Origin of the sequence: Bacillus sp. DNRA2, from assembly GCF_012843265.1 — a bacterium.
Classification (GTDB): Bacteria; Bacillota; Bacilli; order Bacillales; family Cytobacillaceae; genus Bacillus_BU.
Genome location: NZ_JABAIT010000028.1, coordinates 17,912 through 42,692, shown reverse-complemented (window position 1 = coordinate 42,692; position 24,781 = coordinate 17,912). Strand labels below are relative to the sequence as shown.

The following is a 24,781-nucleotide window of genomic DNA, read 5'->3' as shown; positions in this document are numbered from 1 at the left end:
TTGATAAACATTGTAACATTTGGTAAGCCGTATGCCTTAATAGGGCACGTACGGTTTGATAAGGGGGAAGCCTCGAGAGAGGTTTCCCTACTTTATTATGTTATTTATGGGCCGTATCGATGCCTTTGATATTGGCTAGTCAAGTTTTTGTAGGGGATGTTCCGCTGGACCTTCAACCACATCACCATCGATTGAAAAACGAGAGCCATGGCACGGACAATCCCAAGAGCGGTCGCCATTATTCCACTCGAGCTCGCAGCCCATATGAGTACAAGTCGTATCAACGATGTGCAAACATCCCTGTTCATCCCGATAAGCTCCAGCTCGTTTGCCGTTAACGGTTACGACTGCACCTTCATCATCTGCAAGGTCCTCGGGTTGACGCTTAATCAGCTCCACTTTGCCTTTGATTAGATGCTTAGCCACATCAAGATTATCCTTGACCAGCTGTTTGAGATCAGGAGTGGCATGGAATCGGGTTGGTCGATATAGCGCTTCATAAGGGCTTTCATTACTTAGAATCAGATCGGTCAACAACTGTGCGGCCACTGTCCCATTTGTCATACCCCATTTTCGATAGCCTGTTGCGACGAAAATATGATCATGGTTCTCCGTAATCTTTCCTACATAAGGGACCTTATCGGAAGTCGTTAAATCCTGGGCCGACCAGCGATAGGGGATTTCTTTTATCCCAAATGTTTCTTCTGCAAAGGTCTCTAGTGCTTGATAATGCTTAAAGGTATCAATTCCCTGGCCTGTCTTATGGTGATCGCCACCAAATAGGACAAGCTTGTCACCATTTATCGTCGTATAACGGAGTGAACGTGTCGGCTGCTCGGCGTTGATATACATTCCACCAGGAAATTCTTTCTCTGTTTTAACAGCTAAGACATATGAGCGGTCGGCATGCATTCTTGCAAAATAAAAACCGGTTTTATCCTCGAATGGGAAATGGGTGGCGATAATCATTTGGTCGCAGGAAAGCTTAGCGCCATTTTTCGTCAGCACCTGTGCCCGTGGTGGTCCGGTTGTAATATCAATTGCTGGTGTATGTTCAAAAATAAGTCCGCCTTTGGCCGTAATCTCATTAATAAAATAGATCAAGTATTTCAATGGATGAAATTGAGCTTGATTTTTCATCAGGATTGCCCCGTTTACAGAAAAAGGGAGCGGGGTGGAAGCTACGTATGCACCTTCAATGCCCAATTTTTCGTAAGCGTTCATTTCATTGACTAGTTGTTGAAGATAATCTGCTGACTGAGTATAGATGTATGCATCTTCTTCTTGAAGCTCACAGTCAATTTGCTGTTCAACGTTCTTCACAAAGTCCATTGCGAGTTTATTTGCTTCATAATAAAGCTTTGCGCTGTCGACACCAAGGGTTGTGATCAGTTCATCATAAATAAGCCCATGCTGGGCCGTAACCTTTGCGGTTGTACTGCCAGTTGTCCCATTTAATAGTCTTCCGGACTCGACTAAACCGACCTTTACGCCCTTTTGCGCTAATAAATAGGCACTTGTAATGCCGGTAATTCCGCCTCCGACAATGGCAACATCAACATGTACATCTTCCTCCAAAGCAGGAAACTCGGGAATCGTAACTGATTCGAGCCAGTATGCCTGTGGATATTGGGGCAATCGCCCTGAGCCGTAGCTTTGCACCATTTAATATTCCTCCTAAGTTGTCTTATAAAAGATAATTTTTCCTATTTGTGTAAAATCATGTACAAGTAAGAGGAAATTAAAGTTTGCTCCATTTGATCAATTCGATATACTGTTTTTGTAGAACATTAAAGGAGCGGAAAAAATGGCCCAGCCCAAAACAAATGCAATGAGGATACTCGATTCTCAAAAGATTAACTATCAAACCTATACTTATGATAATAAGGACGGAAAAATTGATGGGGTTTCCGTCGCCGGGAAAATTAATAAAGACGTCATGATGGTTTTTAAAACGCTTGTTGCCAAAGGGACCGGCAAAAATATTTTTGTGTTTGTTATTCCGGTTGAACGGGAGTTAGATTTAAAGAAGGCTGCTAAAGCTGCGGGTGAAAAGAAGGTCGAAATGCTGCCGGTAAAAGATATACAAGCTCACACTGGCTATATCCGCGGAGGCTGTTCACCAATCGGCATGAAAAAGCAATACCCTACCTTCATCGATGCCCATGCGACTAACCTCGAAACGTTGGTCGTCAGTGGTGGGAAAATCGGCATGCAAATAGAGGTTGCAGTTGATAGCTTAACCGAGGTAACATCAGCAACAGTGCTGGATTTAGTTAAATGATCTTTAGGACTTAAGAGTCTCCATTTGGAAGACTCTTATTTTTTTGGAATGAAAATCACATTTAAAATCCTACAGAGTAGGCAATCACCTACAAAGAGGCGTTTGCATAAAGTGAAGGGAATGTAAGTACTTTTGACAACTGAGGGAGTGTGGGTATGACGGCACGGGTATTAAATTACTATGCAGGTGGTAATACAGCACGGGGCTTTCATAGTTTATTTGAATCAAGCTTACAAGACTTAGAAAAATTATTTATTTTAAAAGGTGGTCCTGGCACGGGGAAATCAACATTAATGAAGCGAATTGGTGAGGCATTCTCCACCCAAGGCTATGATGTTGAATATTTACATTGCGCTTCTGACAACGGCTCAATTGACGGTGTTAAAATTCCGGCGCTTAAGGCTGGCATCGTTGATGGCACCGCACCGCACATCATCGAACCGAAGGCCCCCGGGGCAATCGAAGAGTATGTAAACTTGGGTGTAGCTTGGGATACTGCAAAACTAGCAGCACAAAAAGACAAAATACAAGAGTTGTCTAAAAAAAACAGCGCTTCCTATCAAAAGGCTTATAGCACTTTTGCTGAAGCCCTAAGGGTCCATGATGAATGGGAGAAAATCTATATTGAAACCATGGATTTTGAAAAAGCCAATCAGTTTACCGCACAGCTTATTGACGAGTTGTTAGGCAATCGGCGCAGCAGTGGCGAAACCATTGTACGCCATCGGTTCTTAGGTGCAGCCACGCCAAAGGGAGCGGTTGATTTTGTCCAAAATTTAACCGAAGAGATACCTAATCGTTATTTTATTAAAGGACGTCCGGGCTCAGGCAAGTCAACTTTGCTGAAAAAAATAGTTGCTCATGCTGAAAAGAGAGGATTTGATGTGGAGGTTTACCATTGCGGGTTTGACCCGAATAGCCTTGATATGGTAATTATTCGTGAATTAGGCTTCGCTATTTTTGATAGCACCGCTCCACATGAATATTTTCCAAGTCGCCATGGTGATGAAATCATCGATATGTACGCACATTTAATTACACCTGGGACTGATGAAAAATATCATGAAGAAATCACTGAAATATCGGGTCGCTATAAAGCAAAAATGAATGAAGCAATTGGCTATTTAGCGGAGGCAAAGTCGCTTCATGACGAACTTGAAGCCCTCTATCGACCAGCAATGAACTTCAAAATGCTAGACCAAATTACCCAGGAAATACAATCAAAACTATTTGGACTGGTAAAACAGACCAAGTAGACAAAAGGTGTCACCTAAAGCCTAAGGCAGCCTTCCTAAACAAATTTTTTGAGCAGATCAGTCAGTGATGTTATCCGCATCACAGTTTTTTTTTCAAAACGTTTGTAAAATAAAACTGAATCTTAAATGTTTAGGAGGTTGCGCCTTTGTTCAAAATACTGCTGGTCATACTCATCCTGATCACTTTTTTCCTGTTAAGCTTGTTTATTGATGGAATGATGAAGTTACATAATGAAGAAGAGGCAGGGAAAAGAAATGTAATCAGAGAAGGAATCGAAGGATATTTGGACCAAACATTCGGATACGGAGCAGTTAAACTTTTTAACACGCTTATCGATGCAAATGGTAAATTAATTCACGTTGTGTATAAACCAACCTACGAATGGTTTAAAACGCCAACATATCATTGGTATGAAGTCTATGCAACCGATAATGGCTATGAACACGTAGAAATATCAGCTTAAATATTCATAACAAAAAGGAGCATCTCGCACTGTGCAAGGTGTTCCTTTTTAATTTACCAGTATTTGCGTTACTATTTAAACAGGATATGAGAAACTATTACGTTAATTTGGCAAGGTAATTAGCTTCACTTAAGGAGGGAGTAAACATAATGGAATTAGAGACTGTCACAACCGCTCTAGAACAGCGCCGCAATCCAGACCAAGCAGTGCCAATGGCAAAATATATGAAAAATCAATTTCCGTTTCTGGGGATCAAAACTCCTGAGCGAAGAGCGTTAGCTAGGGTAGCATTTAACAAAATTGGCATTAAAAATCAGCCGTTTGATGAAGCATTTGTATTGGCTTTGTGGGAGCAGGCTGAGCGAGAATACCAATATACGGCAATCGATTATTTAACAAAATTTGTGAAGCAGCTAAAGAAGGAACATATTGGATTATTAGAAACCTTAATTACAACAAAATCGTGGTGGGATACGGTTGATTTACTGGCGTCCAATCTCGTTGGTCCGCTTGTTATGCAGAATAAGGAATTAATCCCTCAGGTTATTGAGGGGTGGGCAACTCACGACAATATGTGGCTACGGCGTTCAGCTCTTTTATTCCAACTTAAATATAAACTGGCAACCGATTCGGCCTTGCTTTATCGTTACATTATTGCCAATGGGGACAGCGGTGAGTTTTTTATCCAAAAGGCAATCGGTTGGGCGCTTAGAGAATATTCTAAGACAAATCCTGAATCGGTAAGGCAGTTTATCAGCCACCATACTTTAAAGCCGTTGAGCGTGCGTGAAGGTTCGAAGTATATTTAATAAGTTTTTACTCCTTTTGTGTTATTATATTGAGATAATAATAATTCAGATTGAGGAGTTTATATATATATGATTAAATGCATCGCAAGTGATATGGATGGGACATTATTGACGGGTAAGGGGAGTATTTCTGAGAAAAATCAACAGGCGATTAAGCTTGCTCAAAAGCAAGGGGTTGAATTTGTTGTGGCGACTGGACGTTCTTATCAGGAGGCCCAGTATGCGCTGAAACAAGTCGGAATTACCTGCCCAGTCATTTGTGTAAATGGGGCAATGTTGGTTGACGAGGCAGGAAAAATCTTTGCTTCAGAGGTACTATCTATAGAAAAAGCACTACAGATTGCGAACATTTTGGCTGGGTCAGATATATATTTTGAGATTTACACAAATAAAGGTACGTACACGAATAATTTAGAAAAGGCTGTCTCCGTGATGATTGATGTTTATACTAGTGCCAATCACAACTTTACAAGAGAGCAGGTAGAGGGAGTCGCCAAGGGGCGTATTTCAGAAGGCTTAGTTCATCATGTAGCAAGTTACGATATGATTTTGAGTGATGAAAGCACGGAGATTTATAAATTACTAGCCTTTTCTGCTGATTTGGACAAACTTGTGGGTGTTCGAGAAGGGTTAGCAGAACTTACGGACATTGCAGTTAGCTCATCGGGAGCAGGAAATTTGGAAATTACATCAATTCATGCTCAAAAAGGAATTGCTCTGCAAAAGTTTGTCGCAAGAAAAGGTATTACTCTTAGTGAAACAATGGCAGTTGGCGATAACGATAATGACATATCGATGCTCAAGATCGTCGGCCGGGCTGTGGCGATGGGCAATGCCCCCGAACATATTAAAGCTCAAGCACATTTTGTGACTGACTCGAATGAACATGATGGTGTTGCAAAGGCAATTTATGAAGCATTGGGAATGTAGCTTAAGATATGCAATTTCCAAATGTTTCATGTGAAACAAAGAGAGTCTTAAACCAAATTTGGTTTAAGACCCTTTTTCATTTTTATGCTTTTGCGGCAAGTCCATGCATAATGAATTGAATCGTGCGCTCGATTTCAGCATCTTCGTCCCAATTGACTTCAGTAAAAAGCATGTAGCGACCAATTAAATAGCCGAAAATCGTTGACGCAATTAACCGAACAACACTATAAGGTGGCAGCTCAATAATCTCACCTTTAGCTTGATAATGGATGATGAGCCCTTTCATGCGCTCATAAACCTCGGGTAAAATATGAGTTTTAAATTGTATCTGTAGCTCAGGCTGAAACGGCAGTTCCTGGAGCATGATTTTAAAAAGTGAAAGATTTTGTTGGATAAAGTTTTTGCGATTTTCGACCATTGCTTTAAGGAAATCTTCAAAACATGGATAATCTGTATTAATAACCCTGCTAATATCCTTAATGATAAACGGAGCAAGGAATCTTGCCATGGTAGGTGCAACGATTGCCATTAATAAATCTTTCTTTGTTTTGTAATGGCGAAAAATTGTCCCTTCCGCAACTCCTGCTTTTTTGGCAATCTCACTAGTTGACGTCGCTGCATACCCTTTCTCAGAAAATGAATCAATCGCTGCCAGAAGGATCTGCTTTTGTTTTTCGGTTAAATCATCTGCATCCTCAAACCATTGCGAAAGCAATAAGTCTTGATCATTCATGACGGGCTCTCCTAACTAACAACTTATTTCTCCTTATTTTAACATGTAAGTATGAATCTAAACCTTGCGATACTTTCTTAACGCGAGAATATTAAGCGTAATGAAGAGCACAGAAAAGCCGATTAATACCAAGACATCCTGGTAAATAGATTCCCAGCCCAGTCCGCGCACCATTACATCACGGAGCGCATTAGCTGCATAATAAAGCGGTGTCACCAGGCCAATCCAACTTAACCAATCGCTAATTGTCTCAAGATTAAATAAGCCTGAGAAAAACACCTGAGGCACTACAACAAGCGGAATAAATTGAATCATTTGCAGTTCGTTATTGGCAAATGCTGATAAGAGTGTTCCGAGTGTTAAGGCAGACATCGATAGCAGTAAAATCACGAGTAACACGAACCAAAATGTGCCAACCATCTCCATGTCTAAAATATAAATGGAATAGCTTGCGATAATCGTAGCTTGGAGCATGGTAAAAACCCCGAAGCCCAAAACATAACCAATTACGATTTCCCATTTGCGGAGAGGGCTTGATAGCAAGCGTTCAAGCGTACCGCTCGTGCGCTCACGTAAGAACGACACCCCAGCAATTAAAAAGACAAAGAAGAAGACGAAGAATCCTAAAAGGACCGGACCAAAGTAATCAAATTGGCTTAAATCTGCTGAGCCGTGTAAGTAATCGATATCGGGTTCAATCGCTGGATTTTGCATTCCTTGAGCGGCCTGAAGCGGTTTAAAGGCAGCCTGAACCCAATTCATTACGGCACCATTAATCGATGGATCGCTGCCTTCAAGCATGACTGCAGGAGCACCATTGCTAAGCTCTACATATCCGTCAATTTTGCGATCCTCCAACGCTTTTTCTGCTGCCCCGCTCGAATCATACTGCTTTATTTTTGCATCACCCAAATCAAGCTTTGCTTCAACCTGATCAGGAATGTCGACCAAACCGACATTTGGGATATAATCATCACCGTTAAAGACTAAATCCATCATCGTTAAAATTAAAATTGGAGCCATAATCATTAATGCCATCGTCCGTTTATCGCGAACGATTTGCCGTAAAATCCGTATCATTAAGGCTTTAATTCTCATAATTGAGCACCTCCGTAAGCAAGGAATGCGTCTTCGAGTGTTGAGGTATTGGTGTCATTTCTAAGTTCAGCTGGTGTTCCAACGGCAATCAGCTCACCATTTCGAATCATCCCAAGGCGGTGGCATTTTTCTGCTTCATCCATCACGTGAGTCGTTACAATAATTGTGACGCCCTTTTGGTTGAGTTCGTAAAAGCTATCCCAAATGCTTTTTCTAAGCAATGGATCAATCCCGACCGTTGGTTCATCAAGGATAAGGAGCTCAGGCTCGTGTAAGAGCGCAGCTGCCAGCGAGAGGCGTCGCTTCATGCCCCCAGAATAATTGAAAACGAGCTTATTTAAATCATCGTGGAGGTTGACGATTTCCATCACTTCTTTAATTCTCGCCTCCTGTTGTTTTCCTTTCAGACCGTAGAGGGAAGCAAAAAATTCTAGATTTTCCTTAGCGGTAAGCTCACCGTATAATGCGTCAGACTGAGCCATATAGCCAATCCGTTGCATAAGCGCGAGTGAAGGCATTTTTTTATTAAAAACAAAATTCTCCCCGGTGGTCGGTATATCGAGGCCAGCAAGCTCTTTGACTAATGTCGTTTTACCGGCACCTGATGGACCGAGGAAACCAAAAATTTCCCCTTTCACAATCTCGAGGGAAACATGTTTTAATACCTCTTGTTTACCAAATGATTTTGAGACGTCTTTGATACTAACAATACTTTCTTGTTTGCTCATGGTTTGTCACCTCGTTTTATTTGGGAGTGAGTAATCACTCACTAAGATAATAAAATAAAAATGATGGTTTGTAAAGTGAGTAATCACTCACCGAGTTAATGAGGCTCGGGTTTCGGTTACGGACATTGGTTCCGCTATTTTAATGAAACCTGTATTATTTGTGATGTTATCGGACATCAGGTTCGTTATCCATTGAATAATGGGGATGTTTCGGTAGATTATATGTCAATAAGGTCATCTGTGTCCGCTAAATGTAAAAAACAGCTGAATTTAACAAAATAAGGTCATCCATGTCCGCTTAGCACCCTACCCGGCATCCCGCACCCGGCACCCCACACCCCACACCCAAATCTTACAAAATCACAATATCCAACGAGCTTACTTGTGAGACTAGTAGATCTTCGTATTCCTTTTGTGCCAAGAAGTTGATCTCCTGCTCACCGACATTCGGATTTTCTTTTTTCACCTTTTCGGTAACATCCTTCTGGACCTTTTGCGTCAATACAATATATTCATATTGGCTTTGTTCCTTGCGCCAAAATTTATCCTCGCCAAACTTGCTGATCAAGTCTTTGGCAACCTCGGATTGTTCGTACTTTGACCGAATTGCATCAATTTCTTTGGTAATTTCTTCAGCTGAAGCGGTATGGCCTTTATCTTTTGCAAGCATCGCCATTGAGCGCAATCGGATAATTTGCGTTAGCAGCTGATTTTGATTTTCTGATTGCTTTTCCTGCTCGTCCCAGTGAGCCATCCGTTGCTCGAGCTCAGCCCCTTTGTAACTCTCTTGGTCGGCCTCGCGATTAATCGCGATGTGGAGCTTATTGATAAAGCGGTAAAACTCCACATCGTCAGTATTTATCGGCTCGCCGTTGATGGTTGCAACGCCTTGTACTTTTTCAACTTCAACCTCGACGACCTTCTCGATCGTATAGCCTTCTTTTTTCATAGTGAACGTTGCTTCGAATTTTCCAGACATCGGGAATTCAGCCTTACCGGAATAAACCCCGTCACCCTGCTCCTCAAGCTTCATATCTACGCTGCCATGGCTCATGGAGGTCATCTCCATATGTACTCTCATATTTAAATCAGTCACAGGCTTATTATCCTCAACTACCTTCACTTCAATCGGAGTTTCAGCACCTTTTGTATAGCGGAGTGGCTCAGTGAAAGAAACGGTCCAATCATCACCTTCACTACAAGCACTTAACAACATTACCAATCCTAATAAAATAAAGCTTAATATTCTTTTCTTCATAAGCGTTAGCCCTCCTAGGCATTCATGGCCATAAATTCTTCAACTGTATATTTTTCAAGCTTTTGGTTTTCTAAAAATGCAACATGAGTACAAATTTGGTTGATTTCATCGAGATGATGGGAGGAAAGCAAAATGGTTTTATCAGTCAATGATTTTAATACCTCAAGAATTTCCTTGCGCCCAATCGGGTCAATGCCACTAGTTGGTTCGTCCAAAATTAAGATTTCACTGTTCTGATAAAGCGTAATTGCCAGCCCGAGCCGTTGCAGCATACCTTTTGAATAACCCTTCACCTGAATGTGACGGTCCTCCCATAATCGGACTGACTGCAAGAGCTGCTCAACTCGCTCAAAATCTATTTTTTTATCAACGGCTTCTGCAAAAAATTTCATGTTCTCTAGACCCGTTAAGGATGGATATAACATGAATTTTTCGGGAAGATAGCTTATTTTTCCGCTAATCGTAATTTTTCCTTTATGTACAGGCAGTAGCCCCAATAGGCTATTTATCAGGGTCGATTTGCCAGCGCCATTTCGGCCAACCAAAGCCGTTATTTCATTCTTTTCTATTCGCAAATTTACATCATTTAAAACCTGTTTATCTCCGAACGATTGGTGTAAGTTTTGAACTACGATCATTCTGCAGCCTCCTTCCGGTGGAACACAACGGCCAAAATATATGAGAGCAATACTAGCATAGTGGTATTGATCAACAAGAACACACCAGGTTTTAGCCACATAAACGATTTTAAAAGCTTTGACATATGCTCAAATGAGTATACCCCAAGTGACGATTCCAAGAAGATTCTAGATGCTTGAAGCGGATTAAGGAAATAGATGCTTGAGAACACCTTAACATTTTCATAAGAAACATCAGAAAGAAATGATAATAAAATAAAGTCGTTTAGGAAGAAAAAGTAAAACCAAAGCGCTATCGTAAACCCGACGATTTGCATTTTGGAACGGCTTATACTGCCAATCATGATTCCTATTTGGTTGTAAATCATCAATAAACAGATTAGTGAAATTAAGAATGTAAAATAGCTTGCAAACTCCAGTTCAAATAAGAACTTGAGCGGGACAAGATAAATTAAAAACCATAAAAAGATCGGCCCGATTAGACATGCATGTATGGCCAAACTTTTCTTTAATAAGAAGCTTTTGTAGTCATCGCGCCGTGTCAGCAGCATGATGAGTGTTTTTTGTTCCTTTTCCTGAAAAACCGCAAACGCCCCTAAAAACAAACAAAGTATCGGAATAAAGTAAATGAAGGCATCAAACAAATTGATTAAGAGTACATAAAAGCCTTGCTCAAAGGAAAGAGTGGAAGCATTAAACAATAAACTGACCGACACAAGCAAGATAATTGCCAATGAGAGCCAGAAGCCCTTTCCTCTTATGTTTTCCTTCCATTCCTTCCAAATATAATGCATAGTGGATATCTCCCTTTTAGTAAAATAACCGCTACAATCACGACTCCTAGAGCTAACAGCCATTGCCAGTGACCTGTAGTTTTATCATCACTTACCAACGGATGTGGGTCCTCAAACATTGTTTTTGATTGATTAAAGTATTGATTGATTTTTTCATAGATACCAATCGCAGGGCTTTTTAAAAATAAATAAGTCAATTCCTGATCTTCAATGAGCTCATATAATGAAGATTGATAAGTAACCGGTCCATCACCCAGCCCATCCTGATTAAGATCGAGAACAGGAAATTCATCTCCCCAAGCGTTGCCTTTATTGTCCTTTGTCCAAACGTTGTTTTGACCCTGGCCGCCAAGTGTGAACACGGGAATCGTATTTTTAGTAATCTTATTTAACGTAAAGGTCTGATCATTGGAGCTGGCCCAGAGCTCGATCCCGATTTGGTTGCGCATAATCGTATTATTTTGGATTAAGTTATTGGTGGATTGATCGATATATAGCCCACGCTGATTAAGGATAAACGAATTATCAGTAATTTTTGTATCAATGGCTGATAGTAAAAATAGCCCAAATGACTTGTGACCATAGTTGAAAATAAAACGATTATGTTTTAGCGAGTTACCGCTGGACTCCATAATTGCTGCCCCGCCAGTATTAAAGGTGAACGTATTTCCTTGGAAATCATTATTGTTGGAATACATAAAATGCAAGCCGTAGCGCGTTTCACTCAATTGGTTATTTACGATGGAATTATGATTGGCATAGTCAAAAAACATGCCATCGCGTGTGCCGTTAACTGTATTATTTTTCAAAAGATTATCGTTTGAGTAATAAATATGTAAGCCGTTGCCTTGCTTGGCGATGACGTCGTGACCAAGTCCCGTTATGGTGGAGTTCGAGATAGTATTGTGGTGGGACTGGCTCAAGTAAATGCCATGAAATGAGTCGGTAACTGTAATATGATCGACAAGATTTCCGTTGCTGTGCAGTTTAATTGCCGCATATTCCTCTGCCGAGTTGCGGTTCATGCTGCTATTGGTAACGGTTAAGTTGCGCAGGATAACGTTTGGAGCGGTAACAGAGATGACATTCCCCGTACCGTCTCCTTTAATAACCGTCTGCTTTTTGCCGTTGATCTCGATTGGTTTATCAATGACAATATTTCCTTCATATGTCTTGTTGTCAAGCTGGAGTACTGCCCCATCCTCAGCAGAATCAATCATGGCTTGCAAACTTTCAGCAGCAAAGCTCTCCGTTGGCATTGCAACGATTAGTATTGAAATGAAGATGAGGAGGAGCAGATAGTTTTTCATTTTTTTCGATCCTTCCAGAGCGGTATTAAAATCATGATAAATGCCGCAACAATTAGATATGATCCGATTTGTAGCAAACTGTGGGTCGTGAAATTTGCGACGATATTATCGCCAATGATTGGCGGAATGAATGGATCCATTGCGATTGGAGCTTTTGGATCGAGTTCTGTCCCGAAGCTCACAAGCCAACGTCGTAGGTCCCACACGCCCAATGCACCGCCTACAGCAAATAATATGATGGTCCCATATAAATAAGCCCGTTTGCGGATTAACGCTGCAGATAATACGATAACAGCTAAACCGCCAATGAGAAAACGCAAATATTGTAATTCCGGAAAGCTTTCTTCGCTAAATTTTTTCATTCCGATATAATGGTTCAAGGCATTGATATTATCAATTTGCCCATCAAGCTTATCTGGATAAACAATAATATTTAAGCCTTCAGGATATTGCGGTGCGTAAAACTCCATTTTCCACCATGGGAAAAATAGTGAAGCAGCAATTAGTAATGCTGAAATAGCGATCATGATACTTGAAACCAGTGATAATTTTTTCCCGTTCATAGTCAAAATGCCTTCTTTCTTTATCATTCATCCACTTTTCTAGAGAGAAAAAAGAGGCTGGTCTAACTATGGTTATTTCCCTTTAAGTAAGTCAACGATAGAGCTCCTGTTTGAGCTATGAGTAAATCGACTTATTTGTGGGTCTAACCTTAATAGTTTTGAGCCAGCCTCTTTGCTTTATTCATACTTATTTTGGTTTAACTAAAAGATATCCTGACATTTCTTGGTGTAATGCTGAACAGAAGTTTGTGCAATAAAGTGGGTAAGTCCCCGCTTTATCGGCAGTAAAGACTAGTGTATTAGTTTGTCCAGGCTGGACTTCCATATTTAAATCGTATTTGTTAATTCCGAAACCATGGGTAATATCTTGGTCCATGTCAATATTGGTTAAGTGTATAAATACTTTATCACCTTGGTTTACTTCGATTGCATCAGGACGCTTCGCTTTTGCATCAAAGATGAATTTTGAGCGCATTGCGATGCCGTAAACGTGTACTTCATTGCCTTTACGTTCGATTCTTGTATCTTCTTGTTTGTAAACTGCTAAGTTATTTTTCTCATTCTTCGGATAAACCGTAATCGTCTTAATTTTGTCAGCCTTAATCATTTGCGCGTAGTGCGGTTCAGGGTCTACCGGTGCAGACTGGATTATCTTCATTTTTGAACCGGATAAATCAATTAATTGCATGGACTCTGGATGTGAAGGACCTACAGACAAATAGGAATCCTTAGCAATTTTATTTAGCGCAACTAAATATTTTCCATCTGGAGAAGCGGTATCTCCTTCAGCGGCTGCTGAATGACCTGGTGAATATTGAACTGGAACACGGTCTAACGTTTCACCTGTTTTTGGATTCCACTTCACAATTTCAGAAGAAATGAACATGGTTGTATAAGCCATACCTTTATCGTCAAATTGCGTATGAAGTGGTCCAAGTGCGTTTTCTGGATCAACTTCGCGTTCCATTACAGATTCATAATTTAAAACAGGAATACCGTTACGTTCTCCGTCAAAGTCACCCTTTTCAACGGCTTTGAATGCTTTTTCAAAAGAGAACACTGTCATCGCTGGTGCTAATTTTCCAGAAGCAATAAAGTATTTACCGTCTGGAGTCACATCAACACCGTGTGGAGATTTTGCAACTGGTACTAGGTAGATGCCGCCTTTGTGCTTTTCTGGGAAAATCATTTTTTGACCAGTGACTTCATCGTACTCACCGTTAGCTACTTTCTTCTCTAGTTCTTTCCAGTTAAAAAGAACGATATAGTCACGGTCTGCTTGAGATGCATTGATTTCAAGATTTGTTGTTGATTCTTCAGTATTGTAAGTGGTCATAACAGCCCAGTCTTTAGAAACCTTTTTACCAGCATCTGATAAATCATAAGACCAAGGTGGAAGAGCCACCTGATAAGCAATACTTAATTTTTCTTTTTCTTGATCAAATGTTACAGCGGACATGACCCCACGGTATTTCTCACTGTAATCATCCAAGCTTGCATATTCACTGCCGATTGGAACAGCAAAGCGAGTCGGTAGGAACATATACTCAGTGTTTTCTGTAACAAACGCTGCACAGTGTGGACCACTTGTATTAGGAACATTGATAATGTCTTTCGTTGTGAACGTTTCCAAGTTTACTGCAGCTGCACGACTATTTGCTACGTCTGTTGCGAACAAGTATTTACCATCATATTCACCGTTTGTTTCAGAAATGGCTGGGTGATGGAGGTCGCCCCAAGTGTAGCCACCAAGCATTTCTTTAGAATGTTCATCATAGCCATAACCTGTTGCGGAATCTGGTGAGAATACTGGAATCGTTCTGATTTTACGCATTGATGGAACTCCGTAAACGAACATTTGACCAGAGTGACCACCAGAAGCCATTAAATAGTACTCATCTTTTTCACCAAAAGGAACATACACTTTTTCAGCATTTGATTTATTATCTGCTGATGTTACTTCTGTTTTAGCTCCTGAAGAAAAGTTACCAAACATGACGGTTGCTGCGAGTATTCCAGCAACGAGTCCAGTTGATATGGGAATCCAGCTTTTCATCAATTAAGCACCACCTTTAGTTGATTAGTTTGCTTCTGCTGCTTTTTGAAGTAATTCAGTAATTTTATTAATTTCATCATCTGTTAATGGATTTCCGCCAATAACACCGGACATGACGGCAGATGTTGGTTCTTTTAAGAATTCATTAATTGGTTTACCATGCTTTCCTTCAACATTATTAAAGGCTTGTGAAAGGTCTGGTCCTGTAGCACCACCGCTTAAATCAAGAGATGAAATGGAATGACAGCCAATACAGCCTTTTTGCTTTAGGATTTCTGCTTCAGCAGGTACGGTTGTTGCAGTGCTAGTCGGTTCTTCCTTTGTTGCTTCTGTTGATTCCTTTGTGTTGCTAGCTTCCTCTCCGCTTGTGTCGTCGGAGCTTGCGGTTGCTTCGGTTTGGCTATCCTTACCGAGCATGACATCAAAGACTAGATATCCTATTCCAAGCCCAATTAAGGCACTAATAAGAAAATAGATTGAAGCTTTTTTCAAGTTGTTCTCCCCCCTAGACTTAGTTACATGAATCATCTTAACGCGCAGATGGGTGAATTATTGTGACGTAGTTCACAGTAAAGCAGGGGATATATGACATTTCTGTGACCGTTTGACTATTCGGACAAATCACTAAAAAATTTTCAGAAATTACAAAAATGTGAACAACGTCACTTTTTCACAATTAGGATTTCGTTACAATAAAGAAAAATGTGGTGGATGGAAGGAATGGGGAATATGAGCCATGATTTAATTGACTCGGCTTTATCTGTCCAAGAGAAAACATCGGTTGAAGAATTTTTAGGTAAGGTGGAAGTGTTTAAGAAGCTTCCAAAAAAGTCTTTTAATCTTCTAGGTAATCGGATCATTAAAAAAGCGTTTCGAAAAGGAGAACAAATCATCTCGGAATTTGAAGAAGCGCAAGGGGTGTATTTTGTTCATTCTGGAATTGTCAAATTGACCAAGCAGGACGATCAAGGAAATGAAATCATCGTTTGTATAAAGAAAAATGGTGAGATTTTTGCGGAAGCTTGTCTTTTCAATCAATCAGGTGCGTTTTATCCGGCGACGGCGCGGATGGTTCAGGCTGGGGAGGTTTATTTTCTCAATACGATTGACCTAGAAGCTGAATTAATGAAATCACCTGAAATGGCAGTGCAAATTATTGGATATATGAGCGAAGCGTTGCGGGATATGACAACGATTATGCGTGATATTGCCTTACTTGACGTTTACACCAAAACCATGCGGACGCTTGAACGACTTGCGCAGAAATTTGGGGCAAACTCGTGTAATCGGATGTACATTGAAATTCCGTTAACGGTACAGGAGTTTGCGTCGTTGGTTGGAACGTCTCGGGAAAGCATTAGTCGCGTCTTTTCTAAGTTGAAAAGGGACGGTATTATTGATATTCAAGGCAAGAAAATCATCATCTTAGATTGGTGCCATTTTTGTGCGCTGACACATAATCGGGGTTAGGGCTAGGTAAACACAGAAGTACCCAATTCATTTACCTAAGAGGAGAAAAGGGAGTCTAGGTAAATGCAAAGTGGTGTGTTTGTTTACCTAGAGCCAGAATGATTGTTCCAGGTAAATGCAAAAGCCCGATTCATTTACCTAGTACACAAAAATATCTCTAGGTAAATGAACGGGCTTCAGGAAACGCCAATTCTCATTTAAAACTGATAAGTCCAAAATCGTTCAGTCAGCATTCTGGCAATGACCTCCGGATCATTTTCATTGAGTTTATCAGACATGGTCGCAGCTGTTAGTTGCGTTTGGGACAAATGGGCTTTAATGGCGTTTATTTTGATATCTGCCACCGAACTTACATTGTTGACAATATCTGGTTCGCCAATTTCCTGCTCGCAGTTTTTCGAAAAGGCAACACAGTGGAGCTTTGGTCGCTCCTTGGCTGGCAGCTTTCCAACAGCTCGGACAACAGCAACTCCTGTTGCATCGTGATCGGGATGGACAGCGTAGCCAGGATAGAAGCTTATCACAAGAGACGGTTCCACCTCAGCTATCAATGAAGTCATCATCTCCGTAAGCATGTCATCATCTTCAAATTCTATCGTTTTATCCCGCAGGCCCATCATTCTTAAATCCTTGATTCCAAGCACATTGGCTGCATTGATTAATTCTTGTTTGCGGATTTTTGGTAGTGATTCCCGCGTCGCAAAAGGAGGGTTTCCCATATTCCGACCCATTTCCCCAAGCGTTAAGCAGGCGTAAGTAACGGGGGTTCCGTTCGCAACATGCTGGGCAATCGTCCCTGATACGCCAAATGCTTCATCATCTGGGTGCGGAAAAATCACTAATAATTGACGCTCTTTTTCCATTTGGAAAACTCCTTTCTATTATATTTAGATGTCTAGCTCCAGCGGCTAGGGGCTCGGGGTCACAAGCCAATCAGTCCAGAAGGTCAAAGAACGACCTTCTAGCCTGCTCGTCTTGTGCCTGTCGCCCCTGAGCAAGCCGCTTACGCTTTTCTTATTCAAAAGGTATTTTGCTTAGCTCGAGCGCTACGGCAAGCTTGCCTTCGTTATCATGACCGGCTAGCAAGATGCGCCCCTCGCTATCAATTTCAAAATGAGTTAGTCCCTCTCCGTAAACCCAACCGATTCCTATTTTGAGACCGACTCGGTACGGACCGGTTCCAACGATTTTCCCATGTTCATATTGTACTAAGGCATTACGAATGTAGGCACCAGCAGAAAGAAAAGATTCATTATAATGGGAGGCGTATGCTCCGTTCGTAGTTTCAAGATGGAGATAGACCTCTTGATTCGCGAGGTGGTCAATCGCTTCTTGAACCTTTTCTGCATTGATTGGTTCCATAAGTTCAACTCCTTCCTGTTCCCTTTCAAAACAACTGATGATTCAGCTTCATTAATTTGACATATTTACATCTTACTAAAAACAATATCGATTTGCGAAAAATAAAGCATCGACGGGTAAAATTTCCAAAGTAAAACAGGACCTCACATCAGGTCCTGTCCCAAAATATATAATTGCAATTATTTACTTAATTGCTCAGCCTCTGAAGCTCCGGCACCATATAAGCGATAGGCTTTGTGCATCGTTGGCCCGACATATTCATTTAGCTTGAAGCCGTGGCGAATCGCTTCTGTAATGAAGTCTTTAGCGATTTTTACCGCTTCCTCTACGGATTTCCCTTTAGCTAACTCGGCAGTAATCGCAGCGGAATATGTACAGCCGGCGCCATGAATATAGGTAGTGTTAATTCGGTCAGACTCTAATAATTGATAATTAACCCCGTCAAACAATAAATCAACTGCGTTCTCATGTGCAAGCTTGCTGCCGCCTTTGATTAACACATACTTGGCACCGAGCTCGTGAATCTTTGCTGCCGCTTCTTTCATCGCCTCAATTGAGCGAATCGGGCTCACTTTTGCTAATTGACTTGCTTCAAATAAGTTAGGTGTGACGACTGTTGCCCGAGGGACAAGGACTTCCCGCAAAGCTTCTGCTGTTTCCGGATGGAGAACTTCATCCTCGCCCTTGCAAACCATCACGGGGTCGATAACCACTCGATCCATTTTACTTTCATCTATTTTCTTTGCTGCTAATTCAATAATTTCAACTGAGCCAAGCATTCCTGTTTTCATAGCATCGATGCCAACGGACAATGCCGTCTCAAGTTGCGCTTCCAATGTTTGTAAAGCAATTGGGAATACATTATGATGCCAATGGTTTTTGGGGTCCATTGTCACAATTGTCGTTAGGGCAGTCATACCATATACGCCACGTTCCTGGAACGTTTTTAAATCCGCCTGAATCCCCGCGCCTCCGCTCGTATCTGACCCTGCAATTGTTAATACTTTTTTCATCACCATATTCAAAATCCTCCTTAAATCAGCCACAATCATATCGTTTTTATTATATCAGTATTATTTACTGCTAATAAAATTTCCTTTCGCTCATATGGGGGTCTTTGAAAAAAAATCTTCAAAAACGAAATAAAAAATTGCGCAAAATGTCAATATTTTAGGATAAGCGTGAGAAAAGTTACTGTGATAATTTGGAACTGATATTAAGATTAAGAGGCAAGTAGATATCATTATTTCCATTAAAAATATGGTAAAGATTATTATCGTGACAGTTCACGAAATATCCAAATAATTGTCACGAAATTGATAAGTTCTTGTCACATTGAAACCGTTGCCACAACTTGTTATTGCTGTACATTAAGACTAAGGGATTGGTTTTTTCTATTGCACCAGTGGTTAAGGTTGTTGTGTGTGACTTTTATCGCAGTCATCCAAATTGCTAATCTCTATGATGGAAAAGGGAAACCAAATCAGCATATCCCGTCGGTGTTATGTGCCATAAAGGGGTGAAGTTATGAACAGAAAAGGCTGTCCAGAGGAATATCCGATTACCTTAACTGTAAACGGATATGAAATCGCTGTATTTCAATTAACAAGTTTCGACTTAATTGATTGGGCTTATGGATATTTATTTTCTGAAGGTTTAATTGACAAGGTTGAAGACGTAGAAGACGTTACAGTGAATGAAGAAATGGGTACGATTTATGTAACCCTCAACGAGGCATTTGATAGTGAAGTGTTTTTTACAAAAAAGAAACACTATACAGCTGGCTGTGGTAGAGGTGTGACTTTCTTCTCGATGACAGATGTCAAAAGCTTTGACAAAGTAAATTCACATCAATCCTATCAATTAAGCTATCTATTAAAAAAGCGAAGTCAATTCGCACAAGAGTCACCAATGTATTTAGTTTCCGGCGGAATGCATGGAGCTTGTATCGTCAATGAGGATGGCAGTATTGTCGTTCGCGAGGATATCGGGCGCCATAACGCTGTTGATAAAATAATCGGTCATGCATTACGAAATCGATTGGATCCAAAGAAACTTATTCTATTAACGACTGGCAGAGTCTCCTATGAAATGCTGTCCAAAGCAGCGAAATTTGGCTTTGCGGTAATTGGCTCGCGTACAGCTGCAACAAAGCAAGCGGTTCAGCTCGCCAAATATCTAAACATTGAAGTCGTTGGCTATTTAAGAGGAAAAATGGCAATTGCCTATACTTCTTTTGGCAGAGTGATCAATGATCTTGAGAAATTGAAAGTTGGGGGTTCTTCCTATTAATTTAGGGTTTTATAGATGTTCTACAACAGTAGTAGAGGGGGCAGAAAGATGGATTTTACAAGAAGACAATTTTTGAAGTTGTCTGGTGCTACAGCCCTTACAATGGCCGTAGTCGAGCTTGGCTTTGATGATAAAAAAGCTAAAGCTAGCACAAAAGAATTTAAAATTGCAGCATTAAAACCAACACCAACCATTTGTCCATTCTGTGGAGTAGGCTGCGGTATCTTGGTATATGCCAATGAGACTGACGTTGTCTACACAGAAGGGGATCCAGACAATCCGATCAACGAAGGAACCCTATGTAGTAAAGGTACGACTGTTCGCCAGATTTTTACTTCAGACAAGCGTGTTAAGAAACCTATGTATCGTGCGCCAGGTGCTGATAAGTGGAAAGAAGTCGAGTGGGAGTGGGCGATGGAGGAGATTGCGAAGAAAATTAAAGATACTCGCGATCGCAGCTTCATCACACAAGAAAATGGTATTACTGTAAATAAGGTAGAAACAATTGCTAGTATGGGTGGAGCAGCATTGGATAACGAGGAAGTTTATCTTCTAAGTAAACTTATGCGTGCTGGATTAAACCTAACCTATATTGAACACCAGGCTCGAATATGACACAGCTCAACGGTTGCCGGTCTGGCGCCTACAGTTGGTCGTGGAGCAATGACAAACCATTGGATCGACCTTAAAAACACAGATGTAGCTTTAATCATGGGTGCAAACCCAGCTGAAAACCATCCGATTAGCTTTAGATGGTTAACTCAAGCCAAAGAACGCGGCGCTAAAATCATTTCTGTAGACCCTAGATACACAAGAACATCTAGCCAATCTGATATTTATGCACCAATTCGTTCTGGAGCAGATATCGCGTTCTTAGGTGGAATGATTAATTACATTATCGAAAATAAGTTATACCATGAAGAATACGTAGTAAATTACACTAACGCTTCTTTAATCGTTACAGATGATTATTCATTTGAAGATGGTATCTTCAACAGCTACGATGAAAAAACAAGAAGCTATGATAAAACAAAATGGGCATTCAAGAAGGATGCGGAAGGTAAGCTAATTCGCGACAATACGCTTTCTGACCCTCGCTGTGTGTTCCAATTAATGAAAAAGCATTATTCACGTTACGATGTTAATACAGTTGTCGAGGTAACAGGTACACCGAAAGAAGATTACTTGAAAGTTGTTAAAGCGTTTGCTGAAACAGGTAAGCCAGGCAAAGCAGGTACCATCCTCTATGCAATGGGTACAACTCAGCATACTGTAGGTTCACAGAACGTACGTTCATACGGTATTATCCAGCTATTACTTGGAAACCTTGGTCTTCAAGGTGGTGGTATCAACGCAATGCGCGGTGAATCAAACGTTCAAGGTTCAACTGACTTCGGTTTACTATATGGTAACGTTACAGCATATATGGAAACTCCAACTGCAACACCTGAAGAAGCTACTTATGCGGGCTTCTTGAAGAAGGTAACGCCAGCTGCGGGTTACTGGACTAATAAACCAAAATTCTATACAAGCTTGTTGAAAGCTTACTATGGCGACAACGCACAAGCTGCAAATGAATTTGGATATCATTACATGCCGAAATTAACACCTAAGAAAGATTATTCTCACATGAGAATTTTCGATGCAATGTATGAAGGTAAAATGGAAGGCTTAATGATGTTTGGTACAAACCCAATCGTTGGTGGACCAAACGCAGGAAAAGAACAAGAAGCAATGAGCAAGCTTAAATGGTTGGTTGCCATTGACCTTTGGGAAACTGAATCATCTGCTTTCTGGCAAAAAGAAGCAGGCGCCAATCCGTCTGAAATTGATACAGAAGTATTCTTCTTACCAGCATGTTCATCATTTGAAAAAGAAGGATCTATTTCAAACAGCGGACGTTGGATGCAATATCGTTGGCAAGCAATTAAGCCAAAGCACGAGTCAAAAGGCGACCTAGAAATTATTCATGAATTAGCACTAAAGTTAAAAGAGCTATACAAAAATGAATCAGGTCCAGCTGCTGCATCATTAAATGCGATGACTTGGGATTATGGAACTGGTAAACACATTGACATCGATTTAGTATGCCGTGAAATTAACGGATATGAAATGGGTACTAAGAAGCTTGTTCCAGGTTTTGCAGCGCTTAAAGATGATGGTACAACTGCAAGTGGTTGCTGGATTTACTCTGGTTTCTACCCGGATGAAACCAAAGGAAATCTTGCGAAACGTCGCGACAACAAAGATACCGGAAATGGTAACTATCTAAATTGGTCATTCGCATGGCCAGCAAACCGTCGTATTTTAGGAAACCGTTGTGCGGCTAAGCCAGATGGAACTCCATGGTCAACTGAAAACAACAAAGCTGGAATTTGGTGGGATGCTGTACAAAATCTTTGGGTTGGTAATGACGTACCTGACTTCCCGAAAGATCGCGGACCAGAAGCACCAGGTGGTAAAGATGCATACTTCATGAATCCAACAGGATTAGGCGGATTATTTGCACCAATGAACGATGGTCCATTCCCAGAGCACTATGAGCCATATGAAAGCCCTGTTTCCAATGGACTCTCTAGCGTTCAATTGAACCCTGCTACTAAGTTCGGTGTGAAGGAGTTCATGACACAAGGTGATGCTTCGAAATATCCAATTATCGCTACAACTTACCGTGTTTCTGAACACTGGCAAGCCGGTGCAATGACTCGTAACCAGCCTTGGTTATCAGAATTAGCACCACACATGTTCGTCGAAATTGGTGAGCAACTTGCTAAAGAAAAGGGTATTAACAATAAAGACAGAATCGTAATTACAACAGCACGTGGTGAAATAGAAGCATACGCAATGGTTACAAAGCGCTTCAAGCCGTTCAAAGTTAAAGGTAAAACGGTTCACCAAGTCGGTATGCCTTGGCACTTTGGTTTCAAGGGAATCGCAACAGGCGGAACAGCGAACCGCTTAACACCGCATATCGGGGACGCTAATACCAACATCCCTGAATATAAAGCATTCCTTTGCGATGTTAGGAGGGCAAAATAATGGCTAAAGAATATACAAAGTTAGTCGATGTTACGAAATGTGATGGTTGCCGTGCCTGTATGGTTGCTTGTAAAAACTGGAACGACCTTCCGGCTGAGCCAGAGGATTTCCTAGGAAGCAATCAATCGCATGCAAAGGTTACTGCTCATACTTGGAACGTCCTTCAATTTATCGAGCATGATAATTCTAAGGGTAATTTGGATTATTTATTCCGTCACTCAGCTTGTTTCCATTGTAAAGAAGCTGCTTGTGAAAAAGTTTGCCCAGAAAATGCGATTAGTTATACAGAATTTGGAACAGTCGTGGTTGACCATGAAAAGTGCGTTGGCTGTGGTTATTGCGTCCAAAACTGTCCATTTGAAGTCATTTCCTTAGCAACATATAAGGACAAAGAAGGTAAAGAATATCGCAAAGCATCTAAATGTACAATGTGTACAGATCGTATCGAGGAAGGGTTACAGCCAGCTTGCGTAACTACTTGTCATCCAGGTGCGATGTCATTTGGTGAAAGAAGCGAAATGATGGCTAAAGCTGAAAAACGCTTGAGCGAAGTAAAAGATCGTTATCCAAATGCAATGGTTTATAATCCAGACGGCGTTGGCGGAACGAATACTATTTATGTATTAGCTGAAAAGCCATCCGTTTACGGCCTTCCTGAAAAACCAAAAGTACCAACATCAGCAGTGCTTTGGAAGGATTATGCACAGCCACTAGGAAAAATGATGATTGGTGCTACAACAATGGGCGTTCTTGGAATGTTCGTGTCTTACAGATTATTTAACAAAGACAAAGAACATGCGGGCGGAGGTGATAGCCATGAGTAATCCAAAAGGACCTGAAGTGAAAGTAAGACGTTTTTCGAAGGCGTTTGTTGCGGCACATGCTATCAATTTCATTTCATTCATGGTGTTATACATTTCGGCATTGCCTATGTATACTGAATTCTTCGACTGGCTCTATCCTGTCTTTGGTGGACCTGAAAACGCACGTTTAGTGCATAGAATTTTTGCAGTCATTTTCTGTACGCCAACGGTTATTTGGTTTATCTTTGATCGCAAAGGCTTGTTCCGTTGGTTCAAAGAGATTGTTACTTGGAAAAAACGTGATGTTGAATGGTTCAAACAATCTGGTAAAGAACTTACTGGATTCAAGTTTGAGCATGTTCCACAATCATTCTTTAATGCCGGTGAAAAAATTAACTCTTGGATTCAAATTGTGACAGCAACTTTGATTATCGTATCAGGCTTCACAATGTGGTTCCCTGCATATTTCCCACGCTGGGCAGTACAATGGGGCTTCTTTACTCATAGTGCCAGCATTGGGCTTGCTATCGCAGTAGTAGTTGGTCATATTTACATGGCAGCTGTTCACAAGCACTCAGCTCCTGGTTTTAAAGGTGTTGTTACAGGTATCGTACCTGCTTGGTGGGCAAAGAGCCACTATACTGACTGGTATAATGAAGAAGTGAAAAAGGGTAACTTCCCTGATGTTCCAATTCACGGCCATGATGACGACAAAAAAACAAAAGGTGCTTAAGTTTAGATAATTTTTGATTGGAGCGGAAGGCACGAAGACTCCTGCGGGAGTAGCTGGTATGGGAGACCCCACAGGCGCGAATGCGCCGAGGAGGCTCCCAACTAGCCCCGCGGAAAGCGAAGTGCCTGGAGCGGAAATCAAAAATACATTACCTTAATAAA

24 protein-coding genes are annotated in these 24,781 nt (G+C 41.0%); 10 read left to right on the top strand and 14 right to left on the bottom strand.

Going from position 1 to position 24,781, the window contains the following annotated elements:
* Positions 1 to 135: 135 nt before the first annotated feature.
* The gene (locus HHO41_RS18955) at positions 136 to 1,665 is read right to left on the bottom strand and encodes an FAD-dependent oxidoreductase (RefSeq protein ID WP_169101625.1); all 1,530 of its coding nucleotides are present in this window, start codon (positions 1,663 to 1,665) and stop codon (positions 136 to 138) included.
* A gap of 142 nt (positions 1,666 to 1,807) precedes the next feature.
* Between HHO41_RS18955 and ybaK the strand changes: the two genes are divergently transcribed.
* From ybaK to HHO41_RS18930, 5 genes are all read left to right on the top strand, one after another.
* Positions 1,808 to 2,284, top strand: coding sequence for a Cys-tRNA(Pro) deacylase (gene ybaK / locus HHO41_RS18950; protein WP_169101623.1), 477 nt, complete (start codon positions 1,808 to 1,810; stop codon positions 2,282 to 2,284).
* 155 nt (positions 2,285 to 2,439) lie between these two features.
* Positions 2,440 to 3,540 carry a PRK06851 family protein gene (locus tag HHO41_RS18945; RefSeq protein WP_169101612.1) on the top strand — a complete coding sequence of 367 codons (1,101 nt, stop codon included), beginning with the start codon at positions 2,440 to 2,442 and terminating at the stop codon, positions 3,538 to 3,540.
* Positions 3,541 to 3,686: 146 nt separating this feature from the next.
* On the top strand, positions 3,687 to 4,004 hold the full coding sequence (locus HHO41_RS18940) for a hypothetical protein (protein WP_169101610.1): 318 nt from the start codon (positions 3,687 to 3,689) through the stop codon (positions 4,002 to 4,004).
* A gap of 149 nt (positions 4,005 to 4,153) precedes the next feature.
* Positions 4,154 to 4,813, top strand: a complete 660-nt coding sequence (locus tag HHO41_RS18935) for a DNA alkylation repair protein (RefSeq protein WP_169101608.1) — start codon at positions 4,154 to 4,156, stop codon at positions 4,811 to 4,813.
* 69 nt (positions 4,814 to 4,882) lie between these two features.
* The gene (locus tag HHO41_RS18930; protein ID WP_169101606.1) at positions 4,883 to 5,743 is read left to right on the top strand and encodes an HAD family hydrolase; all 861 of its coding nucleotides are present in this window, start codon (positions 4,883 to 4,885) and stop codon (positions 5,741 to 5,743) included.
* 82 nt (positions 5,744 to 5,825) lie between these two features.
* On the opposite strand, the gene HHO41_RS18925 is transcribed toward HHO41_RS18930, so the two are convergent.
* The 10 genes from HHO41_RS18925 to HHO41_RS18880 form a co-directional block, all read right to left on the bottom strand.
* Positions 5,826 to 6,476, bottom strand: a complete 651-nt coding sequence (locus HHO41_RS18925; protein ID WP_169101604.1) for a TetR/AcrR family transcriptional regulator — start codon at positions 6,474 to 6,476, stop codon at positions 5,826 to 5,828.
* A gap of 57 nt (positions 6,477 to 6,533) precedes the next feature.
* Positions 6,534 to 7,574: an ABC transporter permease gene (locus HHO41_RS18920; protein ID WP_169101602.1), complete on the bottom strand. Its 1,041-nt coding sequence runs from the start codon at positions 7,572 to 7,574 to the stop codon at positions 6,534 to 6,536.
* Positions 7,571 to 8,302: an ABC transporter ATP-binding protein gene (locus HHO41_RS18915; RefSeq protein WP_169101600.1), complete on the bottom strand. Its 732-nt coding sequence runs from the start codon at positions 8,300 to 8,302 to the stop codon at positions 7,571 to 7,573. Before HHO41_RS18915 ends, HHO41_RS18920 begins: the two co-directional genes overlap by 4 nt.
* Before the next feature lie 352 nt (positions 8,303 to 8,654).
* Positions 8,655 to 9,560 carry a FixH family protein gene (locus tag HHO41_RS18910; protein WP_169101598.1) on the bottom strand — a complete coding sequence of 302 codons (906 nt, stop codon included), beginning with the start codon at positions 9,558 to 9,560 and terminating at the stop codon, positions 8,655 to 8,657.
* 14 nt (positions 9,561 to 9,574) lie between these two features.
* A complete protein-coding gene (locus HHO41_RS18905) occupies positions 9,575 to 10,198 on the bottom strand; it encodes an ABC transporter ATP-binding protein (protein ID WP_169101596.1) in 624 nt (207 codons plus the stop codon).
* The gene (locus tag HHO41_RS18900) at positions 10,195 to 10,992 is read right to left on the bottom strand and encodes an ABC transporter permease (protein ID WP_169101594.1); all 798 of its coding nucleotides are present in this window, start codon (positions 10,990 to 10,992) and stop codon (positions 10,195 to 10,197) included. The genes HHO41_RS18905 and HHO41_RS18900 overlap by 4 nt, the downstream gene beginning before the upstream one ends.
* Entirely contained in the window at positions 10,956 to 12,302 is a 1,347-nt protein-coding gene (gene nosD, locus HHO41_RS18895; protein WP_169101592.1) for a nitrous oxide reductase family maturation protein NosD, read from the bottom strand. Before nosD ends, HHO41_RS18900 begins: the two co-directional genes overlap by 37 nt.
* Entirely contained in the window at positions 12,299 to 12,865 is a 567-nt protein-coding gene (locus HHO41_RS18890) for a hypothetical protein (protein WP_169101590.1), read from the bottom strand. The genes nosD and HHO41_RS18890 overlap by 4 nt, the downstream gene beginning before the upstream one ends.
* Positions 12,866 to 13,052: 187 nt before the next feature.
* Positions 13,053 to 14,921 carry a Sec-dependent nitrous-oxide reductase gene (nosZ, locus tag HHO41_RS18885; protein WP_169101635.1) on the bottom strand — a complete coding sequence of 623 codons (1,869 nt, stop codon included), beginning with the start codon at positions 14,919 to 14,921 and terminating at the stop codon, positions 13,053 to 13,055.
* A gap of 24 nt (positions 14,922 to 14,945) precedes the next feature.
* Complete coding sequence (locus HHO41_RS18880; RefSeq protein ID WP_169101588.1) at positions 14,946 to 15,413, bottom strand: cytochrome C; 468 nt, start codon at positions 15,411 to 15,413, stop codon at positions 14,946 to 14,948.
* Between the two features lie 228 nt (positions 15,414 to 15,641).
* On the opposite strand from HHO41_RS18880, the gene HHO41_RS18875 reads away from it, so the two are divergent.
* On the top strand, positions 15,642 to 16,391 hold the full coding sequence (locus HHO41_RS18875) for a Crp/Fnr family transcriptional regulator (RefSeq protein ID WP_248278538.1): 750 nt from the start codon (positions 15,642 to 15,644) through the stop codon (positions 16,389 to 16,391).
* Between the two features lie 197 nt (positions 16,392 to 16,588).
* On the opposite strand, the gene bshB2 is transcribed toward HHO41_RS18875, so the two are convergent.
* From bshB2 to pdxK, 3 genes are all read right to left on the bottom strand, one after another.
* Positions 16,589 to 17,254: a bacillithiol biosynthesis deacetylase BshB2 gene (gene bshB2, locus HHO41_RS18870; protein ID WP_169101586.1), complete on the bottom strand. Its 666-nt coding sequence runs from the start codon at positions 17,252 to 17,254 to the stop codon at positions 16,589 to 16,591.
* Between the two features lie 151 nt (positions 17,255 to 17,405).
* Positions 17,406 to 17,753: a YojF family protein gene (locus HHO41_RS18865; protein ID WP_169101584.1), complete on the bottom strand. Its 348-nt coding sequence runs from the start codon at positions 17,751 to 17,753 to the stop codon at positions 17,406 to 17,408.
* 179 nt (positions 17,754 to 17,932) lie between these two features.
* Complete coding sequence (pdxK, locus tag HHO41_RS18860; RefSeq protein ID WP_211171233.1) at positions 17,933 to 18,772, bottom strand: pyridoxine/pyridoxal/pyridoxamine kinase; 840 nt, start codon at positions 18,770 to 18,772, stop codon at positions 17,933 to 17,935.
* A gap of 508 nt (positions 18,773 to 19,280) precedes the next feature.
* Here pdxK and fdhD point away from each other — a divergent pair.
* Genes fdhD through HHO41_RS18840 form a run of 4 tightly spaced genes read left to right on the top strand, consistent with a single transcriptional unit; the run spans position 19,281 to position 24,620 of the window.
* Positions 19,281 to 20,045 (top strand): formate dehydrogenase accessory sulfurtransferase FdhD, encoded by a 765-nt coding sequence (gene fdhD, locus HHO41_RS18855; protein ID WP_169101582.1) that lies wholly within the window; start codon positions 19,281 to 19,283, stop codon positions 20,043 to 20,045.
* Positions 20,046 to 20,060: 15 nt separating this feature from the next.
* On the top strand, positions 20,061 to 23,084 hold the full coding sequence (gene fdnG / locus HHO41_RS18850; RefSeq protein WP_481747105.1) for a formate dehydrogenase-N subunit alpha: 3,024 nt from the start codon (positions 20,061 to 20,063) through the stop codon (positions 23,082 to 23,084).
* Positions 23,084 to 23,908, top strand: a complete 825-nt coding sequence (locus tag HHO41_RS18845) for a 4Fe-4S dicluster domain-containing protein (protein ID WP_169101571.1) — start codon at positions 23,084 to 23,086, stop codon at positions 23,906 to 23,908. Before fdnG ends, HHO41_RS18845 begins: the two co-directional genes overlap by 1 nt.
* Entirely contained in the window at positions 23,901 to 24,620 is a 720-nt protein-coding gene (locus HHO41_RS18840) for a formate dehydrogenase subunit gamma (protein WP_169101569.1), read from the top strand. Before HHO41_RS18845 ends, HHO41_RS18840 begins: the two co-directional genes overlap by 8 nt.
* The last annotated feature ends 161 nt before the right edge of the window (positions 24,621 to 24,781 follow it).